Genomic DNA, 15,914 nt, shown 5'->3' on the forward strand with positions numbered 1-15,914 from the left:
ACGATGCCTGCCATCAATGCAGGCTATCGACGATTTCCACATCCTTGCCCAGTTGGGTTTCCAGCTCGTCGGCGATAAAGTCCACCGCCTGCGCCGGCGTCATGCGTTTGGTTTCCACCGCCTGCAAGCCTTTGAACAGCACCCGGTTATAGTCGCCAAAACGGGTGTGATTCGGCACAAAGGTAATGTTTTTCATCATGTTGCCGGCTGCGCTCAACGCCCAGTTGTCGGTGTATTGCGGCATGGCGGTCTGGGCATGGCTGATGGCGGTATGATAGGAACTGACGGCGTGGCGATTGTTGTAGTACGGCAGGCTGGCGATAGCCACCAACTGCGCCGCCAGATCCTTGTACTGACTCTTGTTGCTGACCACGTAGGCGATGGGGTGCGACAGGTTGGCGGGTTTACCGCCTTTCACTAACGCCGGGGCGGCTATCCAGCCAATCTTGTGGGTGTAACCCGCTTTATCGGCGGGCCACGCCGGGCCAAAATTATCGTTCACCTGCCAGGCCATCGCCCAGATACCCTGATGGAACAGGAAGGCTTGCTCCTGCTTGAACGCAGTCTGGATGGTGTCCCAGCTCATGGCGGTGTTATCGGTCGGCGTCACGCCGGCCGCCACATTACGGGCGTACCAGCTCAGCGCCGTTTCAACCTCTTTCTTCGCAAACAGTAGTTTACCGGTTTTCTCATCCATGAATTTCGCGCCGCTGGCGGCAAACACCATCAGATAATCGATGCCGACATTCGGGCGATGCAACATGCCGATCGGCGCAGCATGGCGGTCTACCACCTCCTTCGCCAGCGCCGTCAGGTCATCCATGGTGAATTCGCCGCTGTCCACGCGAACAGGCAGGCTATCGATAAACGTCTCGTCCTTGCCAATCTTGCGCAGCATGTCTTTGTTATAGAAAAACATGCGGATTTCGGCGTCCTGCGGTATGCCATACACCTTGCCTTGATATTTCATCGCCTCCCACAACACCGGCAAAATATCGGCGTACACCCACGGATTCGCTTTGATCTGCTCCTCCATCGGCATGGCGTAACCGTTGCGGGCAAATTCGCCGATCCACTCGTGCGGCAGCAGCACAATATCCGGCCCCTGATTAACGCCGAAGGCTTTCAGCGTATCCAACGCCAGATCGTCCCAGCCCTGCACCGCGCTGGCATGGGTATCGATAACGATTTTGCGATCCACCCCCGCGGCGGCGAATTGCTGGTTCAGCACCCCGGCCGCCTCCTCGATATTGACGGTGCGCATCGGCGCATTTCTGTCATTCAGGGTCCAGAGCTTGAGTTTGATGACATCCGCCACCGCGCTGTGGGCTATCAGCCCGCACGCCAATAACGCCGCCAGAGATAACGAAACACGTTTACGCACGAGCACCATCCTGTTATTGAGGTTGACGAATTAATTAAGTAACTTAATTATATTGCAGACGTGTGAAGGAAACCGGACAACACCGGGATAACGGATACCCATGGAAAAGCGAGAACTCACCGCCACCCACCGCAAGCTGCTGGGGCTGCTGCGCCGTTCAGGCAGCCTGTCGCGCAGCGCGCTGGCCGCCGCCAGCGGCCTGACGACCGCCGCCGTCAGCATGATGACGCGGGACATGCTCAACCTCGGCCTGCTGGAAGAGAGCGACCGGGCGCAGGGGCGGCGCGGCCCGCCGCACATCAACCTGCGCCCGGCGGCGCACGCGGGTTATGTGCTGGGGGTGTACGCGGAATACGACCTGATTTGCCTGATTCTGATGGACTACGCCGGGCAATGTGTGGCGCAAACCACCCTGCGCGGCGATTTCCGGGTGGTGGATTCAGTAGCGGACACGCTGGCCGATGCTATCCGCACCCTGCTTGAGGCTCAGCCGCAGGCGCACGAGCGGCTACTGGCCGTCAGCCTGGCGCTGCCCGCCCGGTTTGACGGCGGCGCCATGCCGGTGTGGATCGCCCCCGGTCTGGCGGCCTGGCGCGGAGTGGATATTGCCCGGCAGTTGAGCGACCGGCTGGGCTGCCCGGTGCTGGTGGAAAACGACGCCAATTGCGCCGCCATCGGCGAATTGTATTTTGGCTCCGCCGCCCCGGACGACAGCTTTTTCTACCTGTATATCGGCAAAGGCATTGGCGGCGCACTGATCCTGAATGGCGAACTTCACCGTGGCAAGCAAGGCAACGCGGGTGAAATTGGCGCACTGCGCACCCGCGCGCAATCACGCCCATCGTTTGACGATTTGCGCAGCTGCCTGCTGGCGGCGGGCGAGTCGCTGCCCTCCGCGGCCGCCGACGCAAGCTGGCAGGCATTGGCGGCCTCGCCCGCCGGAAAGCGCTGGACCCAACGCGCGGCGGGTGAACTGTATCGGTTGGTTTATACCGTCACCGCGCTGCTCGACCCGCCCAGTCTCTACCTCGGCGGCACGCTGCCTGCGCCCTTCATGGCCGAATTACAGGCCGCCGTTATGGCTCAATCGCCCGCGCCGGACGACGACGCGCCGCTCACACTACCGCCGGTACGCCTCTCAACGTTACCGACACAAAACAGCGCCGCTTTCGGCGCTGCCGCGCTGGCGCTTACCCAGTGCTGAAAACAACAAAGCCGCCCGAAGGCGGCCATTGCTGCATGTGATATCGATGTGATTAATATCGATTTGATTAGTTGTACAGTTCCGCCACGCCGCGCAGTTGGTTGTCGTTGCCGGTGGTAGAGATAATGCGGAACGATTTGGCGCCGGCAGCACTCGCTTTTTCAGACAGGCTGGCCTGCAAACCGTCCAGCGTATTGGCGGTAGCGCTGATGCTGCCGATGGACTGGCTGGCAGAGTGCTGTACTTCCGTCGCAGCGAAAGAACCAAAAGAAACGGTAGCCAGGGCGATAACTGCAACAACATTTTTGATAGCGTTCATGGTCAATATCCTTCACGTTGAATGGGGTAATTATTCTTTTCAGGAGGCGCTTTCGCCTTCGATGGAAGTGATAATAGACCTGTTGCCTCGACGTTAAAATCGGGTTTATTTGCAGATATCATTCAAAATATATGAATGATATTTATCCGTTTATGCCGGCCTTTTTCCAGATCGGATTTACTGCGGCGGGCACGACCTGTTGATGCACGAACCGGGCTTGCCGTTGCCGGCAGCCGGACGCACCGGTATACACCCGTCGATCGCCGGCGTCCGGCCTATCGCCTGAACCCTGTCCGGGTGCGCCAGCAAATATTCCATCACAATCCGGCGGATTTCCGCCCGCTGCGCCTCGGTAAATTCACCGCGGTCATCTGCCGGATAAGGCGCGACCGCCTGCCCGCATAACGGCAGCATCAGCAATAATCCGCCCGCCGCCAGCCAGTGTAATTTCATGACTGCCTCCTCCCCTCGGGAGATCCGCTATGGCAGGCTCACTTCTCCCATGAAATGGGCCTGCCGCACAGCGGATCTGAGCCTTGCCACGGCCGGTTCGCCGCGCCCCACCCGCATTCGGTTAAACGTCATACCATCCGGGAATACGCAATCAGGCTACCGGGCAGGCGGTAAATTTGTCGTAAAAGCCTGTCATGTGGGTATAAAAATTCTGTATAGGGTCGACAAGCCGTCATATCCCTATGATTAGAAAAAATAAACCTGGATAAACACACACCATTCCGGCGATGGCGGTAGGCAAATCCCGGCTAACGCAGGCATGATAAGCATCGATGATTGGCAGCGGGTACGCCCGCCGTTTAAAGGAGACAACGACGATGGCCGACGCCGTATACGGTAAATCCTTACCGCAATGGTTCCACGACTTTCCGCTGCTGGAGCCGCTGATTAATCGCCAGCCGGTGTGCTGGTTTAATCCGGCGACGGTTTCCGTGCATGACGCGCTGGGCGACGTGCCGTTAACCGGTGCCGACGTAGCCGATGCCAGTCGCCGTTTGCAACGGTTCGCGCCCTTTCTGCGTCAGGCGTTCCCGGAGCTGGAAGCCAGCGGCGGCATCATCGAGTCCGAACTGGTGCCGGTGCCGGCATTTGCCGCGGCGATCGCCCGACAGGCGGAGCTGGATGCGCCACCGTCAGTGTTGCTGAAGCTGGACAGCCACTTGCCGGTAGCGGGTTCGGTCAAAGCGCGCGGCGGCATCTACGAGGTGTTGTACCACGCCGAACAGCTGGCGTTGCGCCATGGCCTGTTGCAAGAAAGCGATGACTATCGCCGCCTGCTGGACGACGACTGCCAACAGTGGTTCCGTCGCCACAAGGTGGCGGTGGGTTCCACCGGTAATCTGGGGATGTCGATCGGCATCGCCAGTGCCCGGCTGGGGTTTGATACCACGGTGCACATGTCCGCCGACGCCCGGCAGTGGAAAAAAGACCGGTTACGCGCGCACGGCGTGCGGGTGGTGGAGTATGACGGCGATTACGGTCAGGCGGTGGCGCAAGGTCGCCGGGAAGCCTTGTCCGACCCGAGTTGCCACTTTATCGACGATGAAAATTCCACCTCGCTGTTTCTGGGCTACGCAGTGGCAGGGGAACGGCTAAAAGCACAGTTTGCCGCGCAGGGCCGGGGGGTGGATGCCGAGCACCCGCTGTTCATTTACCTGCCGTGCGGCGTCGGCGGCGCGCCCGGCGGCATCAGCTTCGGGCTGAAGCTGGCGTTTGGCGATCACGTACACTGTATTTTCGCCGAGCCGACCGAATCTCCCTGTATGCTGATGGGCGTCTACACCGGCCTGCACGATCAATTGGCGGTGCAGGATTTCGGCATCAGCAACTGCACCACCGCCGACGGGCTGGCGGTCGGCCGCCCGTCCGGGTTTGTCGGCAACGCCATGCAGCGGTTGATTGACGGTTACTACACGCTGACGGATGAAGAGATGCTGGCGTTGCTGTATGTGATGCACGACACCCAGCAGATTCTGCTGGAGCCGTCTGCACTGGCGGGCGCACCGGTTTTTTTGCGTCTGTTGCAGGAAGATCAGGGCTACCGTCGGCGCGCGCCGCTGACACCACAGCGTTGCCGGCAAGGCACCCATGTTATCTGGGCCACCGGCGGCGGCATGGTGCCGGAAGACGAGATGGCTCGCTACCTGCAAGCTGGCGCCGCCGCCAGCCGCCGGTTACTTAAACCGTAAGGAAACGAACCGTAAGGAAACGCCCCTATGCTTATCGATTTTACGCCGGCGGATTACCCGCGTCTGATTCGCTGGATAGACAATGCCGAACTGAATCTGCTGTGGGGCGGGCCCACCTATGCGTTTCCGATCACCCTCGCGCAGATTAGCGAGCATCTGGCTAATCCGCAGTTTGTGCCGTATCTGTTTGAACATCAGGGCGAGATCGTGGGATTTGTCGAGCTGTCTCAGGTGGAGCCGCACCACAGCCGGCTGTGCCGGGTATTTATCGACCCGGCGTACCGTGGGCGCGGGCTGGCGCGCGAGATGTTGCAAGCCGCCATCCGACAAGCAGCACAGCAGTTTGCGGCGCACAGCGTATCGCTATCGCTGTCGGTGTTTATACCCAAAATAATTCGAGTTGCAGGAAGGCGGCGACGCAGCGAATCCCCGGGAGCTTACTCAAGTAAGTGACCGGGGTGAGCGAGGAAAGCCAACGCACCTGCAACTTGAAGTATGACGGGTATAGCCATAACCACAGCGCGCTGCGCTGTTACCAGTCGATTGGTTTTCACATCACCGCCACCGCCCCGTTCGGCAATCAGGGGCTGGAACTGATGACGATGCGCCTGACGCTGTAGCGCCCCGGCATGTCGGCTGACTTCATGCCATACGCTGATCGGGTGCTCGGTGATTACCCGTCGCGCCGCCGACAGCACATCATCCGGCATTATTGCGGTAGCCGGGCGGCGGCTTCGCCCCAGGTGGTAAAGGTCTGGCTAGCGAAAATCGGGTGAGTGCCGTTATACAGCGGATTGATCAGCCCGGCAAAACCGCCGCCCGGCGCACGAATATCGATGCGACACCACGGCCAGTTGGCCAGCGGCAGCGTAAAGCTCACCTCGTCGCGCCCCAGCACATGGCGTGCGATCACGCCGCCCCCCGCGATACATTCCGCCAGGTAACCCGGTCGATCGTCTTCGATGGCGAGGGTCGCCTGCACCGTGCGTGCGCCGACATTCTGCCCCGGCAACACCTCACCATCGTCGAACCGGAAACGCAGGCCGCACTGCCTATCGATATACACCCGCCCCTGACGCAAGCCATGCAGAATAGCGTCGCCGCTCAGACCGTGGGCAAACACCAGCGTCGTCGGGTCGCCGTATACCGAAGGCTGGGTGGCACCCTCATAGCGTTCGTCCGGCCGCAGATGACAATCGCTGCCGCCGACGGCGGCGATACGCCAGCCGCCGTTCCACAACGTGCTCAGCATCTGCAATGCTCGTTCGGTAGCGGCGGCCGACGTCGGCCAGCTTGGGTCGCAGCAAACTTCCAGCGTGTTGATGCGCGCCAGCGGCATCGCCGCATACTGCCAGTGCCACGGCGGCATCATCGGATGGTTGATGCTGATGCTGCCGTCGCCGGTGGCATTCAACGACAACCCTTGACGGATCAGCGCCTCCGGCGTGATGTCCCCCTCGTGCAGCGTCAGTACCCGGCGCGGGCCGTGCACATTGAAGTGACCGATATCGGTAGTCACCTCCAGTGCGGGCAGGAACAGGGTACGGCCTCCGGCCGGCAGCGCCGGATGGCAGAGGTTATGTTCGGTCAGGAACAGAAAATCAAGCTGCTGCGCTTGCGCCAGCGCTCTCGCCGCCGCCAGACTGTTGTGCCCGTCCGACAGCCGGGTGTGGGCGTGCAAGTCGCCGCGATACCAACGGGACGCCGGTTCAAGGCAGGCGGAATAATCAAAACACACCTGATGATCGCCGCGTAACGCCACTGTCAGCAGCAGGTCGTCCGGCGGCGGCAACGGCGCGTCGAACGCCACGGTGATGTCGTAATCCGCCTGGGTTGGGTGATTGGCCTGCGCCGGAATGCTGCACAGCGCCAACCGCCACGTTCCTGAAGGCAATGGTCCCGGTATGCCGCCCAACGGCAGCGCCCGCCGGGCGGCGATGGTCACCGACTTGGCGGTCGGTTCAATCAGCAGATTGGCGCGCAGTTGCTGACCGGCGTCGTAGACAAACGCGTACAGGTAGCTTTTGTTGCGGTTGTGCGCGGTCAGCGTCAGGCCGTCGATCCCTTCCGGCACGCGAAATTCCACCTGCCCACGCCCCGCCGTCAGGCAACCAGCCAGCGTCAGCTCCGGCTTATTCATTGATGCGATCCAATGCCTTCTGCGCTTTACGGGCCGCGTCGGTCAATGCCTGCTGCGCCGGTTTGTTCTCGATTTCCACCTGATCGGCGGCAACGGTCAGCGCATCCAGAATTTTGCCTTTGGTCGGGTCGATAAAATCCATACCGGCGGATTTCGCCTGCTGCACCGGCACGGCGGCCTGCGGGTTGGCGGCGACGTATTTCTGGTAACCCGCGTCCTGCAACACGCTTTCGCGTACCGGAATATAACCCGTGAACATTGACCAGCGGGCGGTATTGGCGGCGCTGGTGTAAAAACGCATAAACGCAAAAGCACCCTTCGCCGCCGCTTCCGGCGTGTCGGTCGGCATCACAAATACCAGCGCGCCCGCCTGCGGCGCCGCCGGATTGTTGCCCCAACCCGGCTGAGGCAACGCCGCCAGCCGCTGAAAATCGAGATCACCCTGATCGCCGGATGAGCCGGTATAGCCGAACGCCCGATCTTTCATCACATCGTCGATGGTTTTATACCAGTACTCCCAGCCCTGGCCGCCGTGGTAGATACGCATGATACGGTCTTCATGAATCCAGCGGCGGAAGCTGTCCCACACCTCCACCCATGCCGGCGAATCGATCAGCACTTTTTTGCCGTCTTCGCTAAGGATGCGTCCGCCGTTGGACAACGCGGCGTCCATCAGATTGCCCGGCCCCCACATCGGCTCCCAACCGTAATACTGGGTGTTGCCGCCGGCGTCTTTCCGGGTGACCGCCGCCGCCACTTTCGCCAGCCCTTGCCAGGTTTTCAGGTCATCCGGCGTAAAGCCGTGCTGCGCCAGCACCGCCTGGTTGTAGTAAAGCACCTGCGTGGTGCCGTAGGCCGGCAAGCCGTAAACGCTGCCGTCCGGCCGGGTAACCTGACGGCGGAACGCGCCGATGAAATCGGTGAAACGGAAGCGACTATCCATGTAAGGGCGCATATCGCGCAACAGTTTGCGCTCCGCCAGCGCCGTTCCCTGCAAGGCGGTCAACAGCGCGAACGCCGGGGCGTTTTTCGCCGCCATGCCGGCCTGCAATTTTTGCCAGGTTTCATCGTAATTACCCTGTAATGCGCCTTTCACCACGTATTGATCCTGACTACGGTTAAATTCGTCAATCAGCGTCAGCATCATCTTTTGCGGTTTAGTACCGCCGGAATACCAGAAGTTCACTTCAGTGACGGCCTGTGCCGGTGTGATCAGCAACAGCATGCACAGCGCACCGCCCACACGCCACAGCCCTTTGCGTACGGTCATCATTATTCTTTCACTCCATTATCGGAAAAGCCGGACAGGATAATTCGTTGGCATAACAGGAATAAAATCAGCATCGGCATCACGACAATGGCGCTGGCCGCCATAATATTCGACCAGTTAAAACCATAATCGCCCCCGGAAATAAAATACTGCCGGATACCGATAGAAATTAAATTCAACGAGGGTGACGTAATCACCAGACTGGGCCACATATAGCTGTTGTAATTGGTGATAAAAATAAGCAGAAATAGCGTAGCCAGCACCGGCTTTATTTGCGGCAGCACCATCGTGCGCAGCAACGTCCATTCTCCGGCGCCGTCGATACGCGCCGCTTCCATTAATGACGGATGAATTTTTTTCAGCGCCTGATGCAAATAAAACACCCCCATCGCACTGACTGCGTTGGAAAAGATCAGGCCGGTATGGGTATCCAGCAAATGCAATTTAGCCAGAATGATGTAACAGGGAATATAGGTCACCGCGCCGGGCAACATATAGCACACCATCACCACGCCATAGAGCAGACGATTTGCTTTACCGCGCAGTTGGACGACGGCATAGGCAAACAGCACGCTGTTGCTCACCACCAACAGCGATGTCAGCAGCGCCACCGTCAGGCTGTTGTACATAAACAAGCCGAAATGCGTATCGCGCCATACGGTAGCGAATGAAGAAAAATCGGGGCGCGACGGCAACAGTTGCAGCGGATGGCGGAAAATTTCGTCATTGGTTTTCAGCGCGCCGGACAGCATCCACACAAACGGGAACACCATCAGCAAACCGGCCACCATCAATAACAGATGTTTCAGCAGCGCCTGCGCGGGAAAAACGGCACGACGCCTGGATGAGGCAATCGTCGGTTTGGCAAGCGTGACTGGCGACGACACCATAGCCATGCTCCTTAAAAGTACACCCAGCGACGGGCAACCAGCGTGTTAACCAGCGACAGCGAGCCCGCCAACAGCAGGATCATTACCGCAGTGGCGGCGGCCGGCCCCATACTGAACTGCTGAAACGCCTGCTGGTAAAACAGGTACATCAGCGTGCGAGTGCTGTTGCCGGGGCCGCCCTGCGTCAGCATTTGAAATTGATCGAATGCCTGAACGGCATTCACCAGATTGACGACCAACAGAAAAAAGGTGGTGGGAGAAATCAGCGGCAGTGTGATGGTTAACAGCCGCCTGGCGTGGCTACCGCCATCCAGCCGTGCGGCGTCGTATAAGTCGGCGGGAATGCGGTTAAGCGCACTGATAAAGAACATCATCGTCCAGCCGATGCCTTGCCATATCGTGACCGTCACCACCGCCAGCATGGCGCTGCGCGGCTGCTCCAGCCAGGGCACGCCGGCGTAACCGAACAGACCGAGTAGTTGATTCGCCAGCCCGGAGCGAGAATCAAACACCCATGACCACACCACGGACACCGCCACCGTCGGGGTCATCCACGGAGAAAAGATCATCGCCTGATAGCCGCGCTGCCCGCGGCACCGGCGATGCAGCAGCAGTGCAAAACCCAAACCCAGCGCAACGACCGGGATGACCACCGCCACGGCGAATACCAACGTATGCCCCAGCGCGCCGGTAAAATCATCGCTGTGCAACACATCACGATAATTATCCATACCGACGAGATGATAATCCGGCGAAATATAATCCCAGTCGGTGAAGCTGATATACAGGCTGCAAAAAAAAGGAATTACCCAAAATAGCCATAACGGGATCAGCAACGGAGCAATACACCCTACCCTGATCAACCTCATGCCCCAAAATCTGCCGTGGTTAACCAACGTCGGTTTTTTATTGACCGTCATGATATCTCCATAAATCCCACCCGCTATTAATCCGCCAAGCCTAAAATCGGTCTGTGACAACAGGCCGGCAAAAAAAAGACAGTTTTATGATTCAGACTTTTCTTTTTTCATTTCATCGTGTTTAGGGTGAAAGTGATATTTTCTCTTCAACAATTTTGTTTACAAATTGAAAGAAAACCTACGATTCTTACATAGAAAAAATATTCTTCCTGCCACCACCATCGCTTAGCCTTGGCGGTAGCCAAAAGGCATCTACCTGAGGATTAATTATGTTGTTCACACGCAAGATCGTTGCCGGGTTGTTGGTGTCGGCGTTGCCCTGGCTGACAGCGCAGGCGGAAACCACCCCGTCGGGCTGGACGCTGGAAAAAGTCGTGGAAGTCAGCCGTCATGGCGTTCGCCCGCCGACCGAAGGCAACGTTAAAACCATTCAGGAAGGCACCGGCCGCAACTGGCCGACCTGGCTGACCCGTTACGGCGAACTGACCGGCCACGGCTACGCGGCGGCCGTGCTAAAAGGCCAGTACGAAGGGCAATACCTGCGTCAGCACGGGTTACTTAGTCAGAATTGCCCGACGCCCGGCGACGTGTTTGTCTGGGCCAGCCCGCTGCAACGCACGCAGGAAACCGCCATGGCGCTGATGGATGGCGTATTCCCCGGTTGCGGCGTGGTGATTCGCGGCCCGGAGAGTGAAGACAACGACACCTTGTTCCATGCCGAGACGGCCGGCGTGCAGATGGATCAGGAACAGGTGAAAGCCGCTTTACAAAACGCGATGCAGGGTAAAAGCGCCGAACAAATTCAGGCGGAGTGGCAACCGGCCATCGATCGCCTGAAACAGGCGGTCTGCCTGCCGGATACCGCTTGCCCGGCGTTCAGCGCCAAATGGGAAGTGAAAGAAAGTAAGAAAGGGAATATCTCGCTGCACGGCCCGGAAGCGCTGGCCAATATGGCGGAAACCATCCGCTTGTCCTACAGCAATAACAACCCGCTCGGCCAGGTGGCCTTCGGCAACGCCGCAACCGCTGCCGCGGTGGCGGCGCTGATGCCGCTGCTGACCGCCAACTACGATTTCACCAACGACCTGCCCTATGTGGCACGGCGCGGCGGTTCAATACTGATGAATCAGATAGCCCTGGCGCTTAACCCGGAACGACATCAGGAGGATGCCCCACCCGATGCCAAATGGCTGCTGTACGTGGCGCACGATACCAACATCGCGAAACTGCGTGCCATGCTGGGCTTCACCTGGCAGATGGGCGACTACCCGCGCGGCAATATCCCGCCCGCCGGCAGCCTGATCTTCGAACGCTGGCGCAACGCGCAGTCCGGTCAACGCTTCGTGCGCATCTACTTTCAGGCGCAATCGCTGGACCAGATTCGCGGGCTGACCACGCTGGATAACGACCATCCGCCGCTGCGCGGCGAATTCTCAATCAACGGTTGCCAGAAAACCGATGTCGGCACCCTGTGTCCGTACGATGCCGTGATGAAGCGCCTCAACGAATCGGTGGATCGCACCGCGCTGCTGCCGGTGCGCTACGCGCTGTAATGCGTCGAGTCGCACCGCCGCGTCGCGAGAAGCGTGTTGGCGGCCAGAAACAGCAGCCCCAGCAATGCCAAAATGACGATCAACCCATCACGGCCGTACCATTGCATCAGCGAGCCGCTCACCAGCGGACCGCTGAAGCTGCCGACGCCCCACAACACGCCGAACAAGGCGTTGATCGCCACCAGATCGACGCCGCTGAACTGTTTGCCCGCACGCACCAGCGACAGGGTATAAAGACTGCCCGCCACCGCGCCCAGCAGAAAAACGTTCGCCCACACCCAGCCAGTGCCGTAACTAAACGGCAAGCCGGCCAACATCAGCACGAACAGCCCCCCGCAAGCCACATGAACCCGCACCGTGCCCAGCTTGTCGGAAATCCAACCTAGCGGCACCTGCAACAACGCATCACCGATAAACAACACGGTGACCAGCAGCACCGCCAGAGATTCCTCATAGCCGTGCGCCATGCCGTACAACGGCAGCATCGACAGTACCGCGCCGTCAAAAAAAGCAAAGGCAAACACCGCCGTAGCCAGCGCGGGGGCAGCCAGCAACAGTGAAAACAGGTTATGTTGCCGATGGGCGCTCAACGCCAGCCCGGAAAAAGACGAACCGGGCACCATCAACAGGCACAGGCCATGCAGTGCCAGAATCAGCCACAATCCGGTCGGGTCTTCCAGGCCAGTTAATGAAATCAGCAACGGCCCCAGCAGTTGCAGGCCGGTAAACGCGGTGGCATACAAGCCGACCAATACGCCCCGACGGTGCTCGGCGGTATGGCCGCTGACCCAGGACTCGCCGATAACGATAATCAGCCCGCAGCAAAAACCCATCAAAAAACGCGGCGCCGCCAACAGCACCACATTGTCCAGATAAAACGATAATGTCAGGCTGATCCCCATTCCCCATGTCGACAGCGCCAGCAACCGGCCTACCGGCCAGCGCATCGCTACCGGCGCAGCCACCCAGGAAGAGACGAACACGCCGATCGCCGGTAACGCGGACATCATGCCGGTCAGTGCGGAACCGTATCCCAGCGCCGTCAGTTTCAGCGTCACCAGCGGGATGGAATATCCCTGAACCAGCCCTACCAACGAGGCGCTGGTCATCACCACCAGAATCGCCAGTTGATGTGCGCGGCGCGATGTCGACATGCTTATTCTCCGTTTGTCGTGACTTATCAGGACGCCGATTATACCGGATACCGACATCACTATTGGATTTCAGCATCACCAGCAGATTTCAGCGACAAATCCTACAGTAAGGCGTTTTTTTAGCCGTCTTAAGTCTCTCTTAATGCTCCCCCGTTAGCATGACACCATCGCATCCTCAGCGGCCGCCTCCACGACTGTCAACGCGCCATTCAGGAGTAAGACATGAACTTTTATCAACAACTACAATCCGCCACCTCAACATCACAACAATTGATGATGTCCGCTCCTGTCATTCACGCCTGTCGTCAGGGGACCATTACCGCAGAGATGTACGTTGCTTTTCTGACGCAGATTTATCACCACGTCAGCTATACCGTGCCGCTGTTGATGGCTGCGAGTGTGCGCGTCCCCCTGCATCAGGAGTGGGCCCGCCAGGCGATGACGGCGTACATCGACGCCGAAAATGATTACAAAGCATCGCTTCGCCGCAAAATTCGTGCCTGTGGCGTTGAAATGGATACCTGGCGCCAGTGCGCGGTCACTCAGTGGATAGAGTTGATGGCCGCCTATTTTTACGATCAGATCCAGCGCGGCAACCCCATGAGCATCTTCGGCCTGATGCACGTACTGGAAGGCCTCAATCTCAACATTACGACCAGCACTACCGGTCAATCGCCATCGCGGACGCCGACGAATCAGACGCTGCAACCGTGCTTCGCCACACTGATGGACAACATTAACGACTCAGCCGATCAGGCCGCCATCATCCACGCCGCTCACGTGGTTTATCGGCTGTACGGTGATATGCTGCGCAGCCTCACGGAGCACTAAGACATGAAACTCGACAACAAACGTATTCTACTGACCGGCGCCAGCAGCAACCTGGGCCAGGAACTGGCGCTGGCGCTGGCCGCCAAAGGCGCCAGGCTGTATTTGGTCGGCCGTAACGAACAGGCATTGCTGGCGTTACAGCGCAGGCTGCCTGACGCCGGTCATCACAATATCTTGCTGGCTGATCTCTGTAACGAACAGGATCGCAACGCGCTGGCGGAGTGTTTCCCGGAGAACGTCAGGCTGGACGTGCTGATTAATAATGCGGGCACATCAACATTCAGCTTATTTAACGAGCAAAGCCATGACACCATTCGCCAGCAGTTGATGCTCAATACCGAAGCGCCGATCCTACTGACGCACGCAATGCTCGAGTGTCTCAATACACCCGGCATCATTATGAACATTGGCTCCACGCTGGATAGCATCGGCTACCCAGGGTACAGCGTATATTGCGCCAGTAAATTTGCCTTGCGTGGATTTAGTGAAGCGCTGCACCGCGAATTGTCATCTAAGAAAGTTAAAGTGTTGCACCTGGCGCCAAGGTTTGTGGATACCCAGGACAACCAGCCCGCCGTTAGCGGCCTGAATCAGGAATTGGGTTACCACAGTGACAGCCCCATCCTGGTAGCAGAGCGTGTCGTGAGCGCACTGGAGCACGAAACCGTGCGCCAGTGGCTGGGATGGCCTGAAAAAGTATTTGTCGCGCTAAATGCATTGGTGCCCACCGTGGTGGATAACGCCATCCGGCGCCAGTTAGCCGTTATCCAGCGTTATATAACATCGCAAAAAAAATAGGAAAATCAGGCATGACTCTCCGATCAATGGTGCTACTGCTCGGCGGATTACTGGCGGTCAACATGGCCTATGCCAGCGACATGTCGATGGATATCCATCGGCAATGGTCGGTCTGTCAGTACAGAACGCCGGCGAGTCAGAAAGAAGCCTGCTTCGCCGCGCTGAGCCAGCAAGCGCAGGAGCTGGCGGAAAACCACCCCACACGGGCGGATTATCTGATCTGGTCCGCCATGGTAGAGAGTAGCTGGGCGGGCGTTAAAGACGGCATGGAAGCGCTCAATCTGGCCGGGCAGGCCAAAAATTTGCTGGAAAAAGCCATCGTGCTTGACCCGCAGGCATTGAATGGCGCGGCTTACACTATTCTCGGCGTGCTTTACTATCAGGTGCCGGGCTGGCCGCTAGGGTTTGGTGATGACAAAAAAGCAGAGCGCTATCTCAAAACCGCATTGAAAATCAGTCCCGCCAGCATTGACGCTAATTTCTTCTACGGCGACTTTCTGCTGAAAACAGGGCGCAAAAGCGAGGCCAGACAATACCTGACCACCGCGCTGGCAACCGCGCCGCGCCCAGGGCGTGAAATTGCCGACCAGGGCCGACGCGCAGAGGCCGAAAAAGCGCTGGCTCAATTGAGGCAGTGACGCTATTTCGCCACGTCCGTGATTTCACGCTTGCCGTCGACGCCCCGTACCGCCATTGCATTTCCCCGTGCCGTTTTTTTCACCGTTTATTCATTCATCAAGATTAAAACGCCTAATGCTTTTACAACAAAACGGGTTCCCCTACCCGTTCTATGTAAAAAAAGGTAAAAGACAGCCAAAATCTGCCATAGCGGATAAAAAATAAAATTTAAACAAACAATTAAACAACCAACCTCGGCAAATACCCTGTCTGAAAATGAGAAGGATTACGTTTAATTATCAAGGGAAATAACATCTGGAGCCGAATTTAGAGGGAACAGAACTGAAAACGGAGAGATAAGGTTAAAAAAACACCACCACGAACAGCAGAAGCAAAAAAACTCGCTATCTGAAAGAAGCGAGTTTCATGTTAACGGCAATCGGGTGTTACCGTTTAAAAATGGTCGGTGAGAGAGGATTCGAACCTCCGACCCCTTCGTCCCGAACGAAGTGCGCTACCAGGCTGCGCCACTCACCGAATGCGGGGCGCATATTACTGCGCCCCTACCATAGCGTCAATCCCTTTTTCATAAAAGCCAACAGGTTGACGACAAAGTGTCCGACACGGTGGTA

At 58.2% G+C, this 15,914-nt stretch carries 16 protein-coding genes and 1 tRNA gene; 8 read left to right on the plus strand and 9 right to left on the minus strand.

Annotated elements, in window-relative coordinates:
- Positions 1-13 precede the first annotated feature (13 nt).
- Complete coding sequence (locus DCH402_RS20170; RefSeq protein WP_081642200.1) at positions 14-1,384, minus strand: ABC transporter substrate-binding protein; 1,371 nt, start codon at positions 1,382-1,384, stop codon at positions 14-16.
- A 100-nt stretch (positions 1,385-1,484) separates the two neighbouring features.
- Here DCH402_RS20170 and DCH402_RS20175 point away from each other — a divergent pair, with 100 nt between their 5' ends.
- On the plus strand, positions 1,485-2,588 hold the full coding sequence (locus DCH402_RS20175; protein ID WP_040003122.1) for an ROK family transcriptional regulator: 1,104 nt from the start codon (positions 1,485-1,487) through the stop codon (positions 2,586-2,588).
- A 67-nt stretch (positions 2,589-2,655) separates the two neighbouring features.
- Here DCH402_RS20175 and DCH402_RS20180 read toward each other — a convergent pair whose 3' ends face one another.
- Both DCH402_RS20180 and DCH402_RS20185 read right to left on the minus strand, forming a co-directional pair.
- Entirely contained in the window at positions 2,656-2,907 is a 252-nt protein-coding gene (locus DCH402_RS20180) for a YdgH/BhsA/McbA family protein (RefSeq protein ID WP_040003124.1), read from the minus strand.
- Between the two features lie 177 nt (positions 2,908-3,084).
- Positions 3,085-3,360 carry a hypothetical protein gene (locus DCH402_RS20185; RefSeq protein ID WP_040003125.1) on the minus strand — a complete coding sequence of 92 codons (276 nt, stop codon included), beginning with the start codon at positions 3,358-3,360 and terminating at the stop codon, positions 3,085-3,087.
- A gap of 377 nt (positions 3,361-3,737) precedes the next feature.
- Between DCH402_RS20185 and DCH402_RS20190 the strand changes: the two genes are divergently transcribed.
- Genes DCH402_RS20190 through DCH402_RS22555 form a run of 3 tightly spaced genes read left to right on the plus strand, consistent with a single transcriptional unit; the run spans position 3,738 to position 5,728 of the window.
- Positions 3,738-5,108 carry a D-serine ammonia-lyase gene (locus DCH402_RS20190; RefSeq protein WP_040003127.1) on the plus strand — a complete coding sequence of 457 codons (1,371 nt, stop codon included), beginning with the start codon at positions 3,738-3,740 and terminating at the stop codon, positions 5,106-5,108.
- A 27-nt stretch (positions 5,109-5,135) separates the two neighbouring features.
- Positions 5,136-5,561: a GNAT family N-acetyltransferase gene (locus DCH402_RS20195; RefSeq protein WP_040003128.1), complete on the plus strand. Its 426-nt coding sequence runs from the start codon at positions 5,136-5,138 to the stop codon at positions 5,559-5,561.
- Positions 5,562-5,566: 5 nt separating this feature from the next.
- On the plus strand, positions 5,567-5,728 hold the full coding sequence (locus DCH402_RS22555) for a hypothetical protein (RefSeq protein ID WP_233276305.1): 162 nt from the start codon (positions 5,567-5,569) through the stop codon (positions 5,726-5,728).
- An 89-nt stretch (positions 5,729-5,817) separates the two neighbouring features.
- On the opposite strand, the gene DCH402_RS20200 is transcribed toward DCH402_RS22555, so the two are convergent.
- Genes DCH402_RS20200 through DCH402_RS20215 form a run of 4 tightly spaced genes read right to left on the minus strand, consistent with a single transcriptional unit; the run spans position 5,818 to position 10,328 of the window.
- Complete coding sequence (locus DCH402_RS20200; protein ID WP_040003130.1) at positions 5,818-7,248, minus strand: CehA/McbA family metallohydrolase; 1,431 nt, start codon at positions 7,246-7,248, stop codon at positions 5,818-5,820.
- Complete coding sequence (locus DCH402_RS20205; protein ID WP_040003131.1) at positions 7,241-8,521, minus strand: extracellular solute-binding protein; 1,281 nt, start codon at positions 8,519-8,521, stop codon at positions 7,241-7,243. Before DCH402_RS20205 ends, DCH402_RS20200 begins: the two co-directional genes overlap by 8 nt.
- Positions 8,521-9,408, minus strand: a complete 888-nt coding sequence (locus DCH402_RS20210) for a carbohydrate ABC transporter permease (protein ID WP_081642201.1) — start codon at positions 9,406-9,408, stop codon at positions 8,521-8,523. The genes DCH402_RS20205 and DCH402_RS20210 overlap by 1 nt, the downstream gene beginning before the upstream one ends.
- A gap of 11 nt (positions 9,409-9,419) precedes the next feature.
- Positions 9,420-10,328, minus strand: coding sequence for a carbohydrate ABC transporter permease (locus tag DCH402_RS20215; protein ID WP_081642202.1), 909 nt, complete (start codon positions 10,326-10,328; stop codon positions 9,420-9,422).
- Positions 10,329-10,597: 269 nt separating this feature from the next.
- Here DCH402_RS20215 and DCH402_RS20220 point away from each other — a divergent pair, with 269 nt between their 5' ends.
- Complete coding sequence (locus tag DCH402_RS20220; protein ID WP_040003134.1) at positions 10,598-11,881, plus strand: histidine-type phosphatase; 1,284 nt, start codon at positions 10,598-10,600, stop codon at positions 11,879-11,881.
- Here DCH402_RS20220 and DCH402_RS20225 read toward each other — a convergent pair.
- Positions 11,869-13,035 (minus strand): MFS transporter, encoded by a 1,167-nt coding sequence (locus DCH402_RS20225; RefSeq protein ID WP_040003136.1) that lies wholly within the window; start codon positions 13,033-13,035, stop codon positions 11,869-11,871. The genes DCH402_RS20220 and DCH402_RS20225 overlap by 13 nt on opposite strands.
- Positions 13,036-13,257: 222 nt before the next feature.
- Here DCH402_RS20225 and DCH402_RS20230 point away from each other — a divergent pair, with 222 nt between their 5' ends.
- Genes DCH402_RS20230 through DCH402_RS20240 form a run of 3 tightly spaced genes read left to right on the plus strand, consistent with a single transcriptional unit; the run spans position 13,258 to position 15,302 of the window.
- Positions 13,258-13,866, plus strand: coding sequence for an iron-containing redox enzyme family protein (locus tag DCH402_RS20230; RefSeq protein ID WP_040003138.1), 609 nt, complete (start codon positions 13,258-13,260; stop codon positions 13,864-13,866).
- A gap of 3 nt (positions 13,867-13,869) precedes the next feature.
- Positions 13,870-14,664, plus strand: coding sequence for an SDR family oxidoreductase (locus tag DCH402_RS20235; protein ID WP_040003140.1), 795 nt, complete (start codon positions 13,870-13,872; stop codon positions 14,662-14,664).
- Between the two features lie 11 nt (positions 14,665-14,675).
- A complete protein-coding gene (locus tag DCH402_RS20240; protein WP_040003142.1) occupies positions 14,676-15,302 on the plus strand; it encodes a tetratricopeptide repeat protein in 627 nt (208 codons plus the stop codon).
- A gap of 440 nt (positions 15,303-15,742) precedes the next feature.
- Here DCH402_RS20240 and DCH402_RS20245 read toward each other — a convergent pair.
- A tRNA-Pro gene (locus DCH402_RS20245) sits at positions 15,743-15,819 on the minus strand.
- Positions 15,820-15,914 lie beyond the last annotated feature (95 nt).

It is taken from the genome of Dickeya chrysanthemi NCPPB 402 (genome assembly GCF_000406105.1).
Classification (GTDB): domain Bacteria; phylum Pseudomonadota; class Gammaproteobacteria; order Enterobacterales; family Enterobacteriaceae; genus Dickeya; species Dickeya chrysanthemi.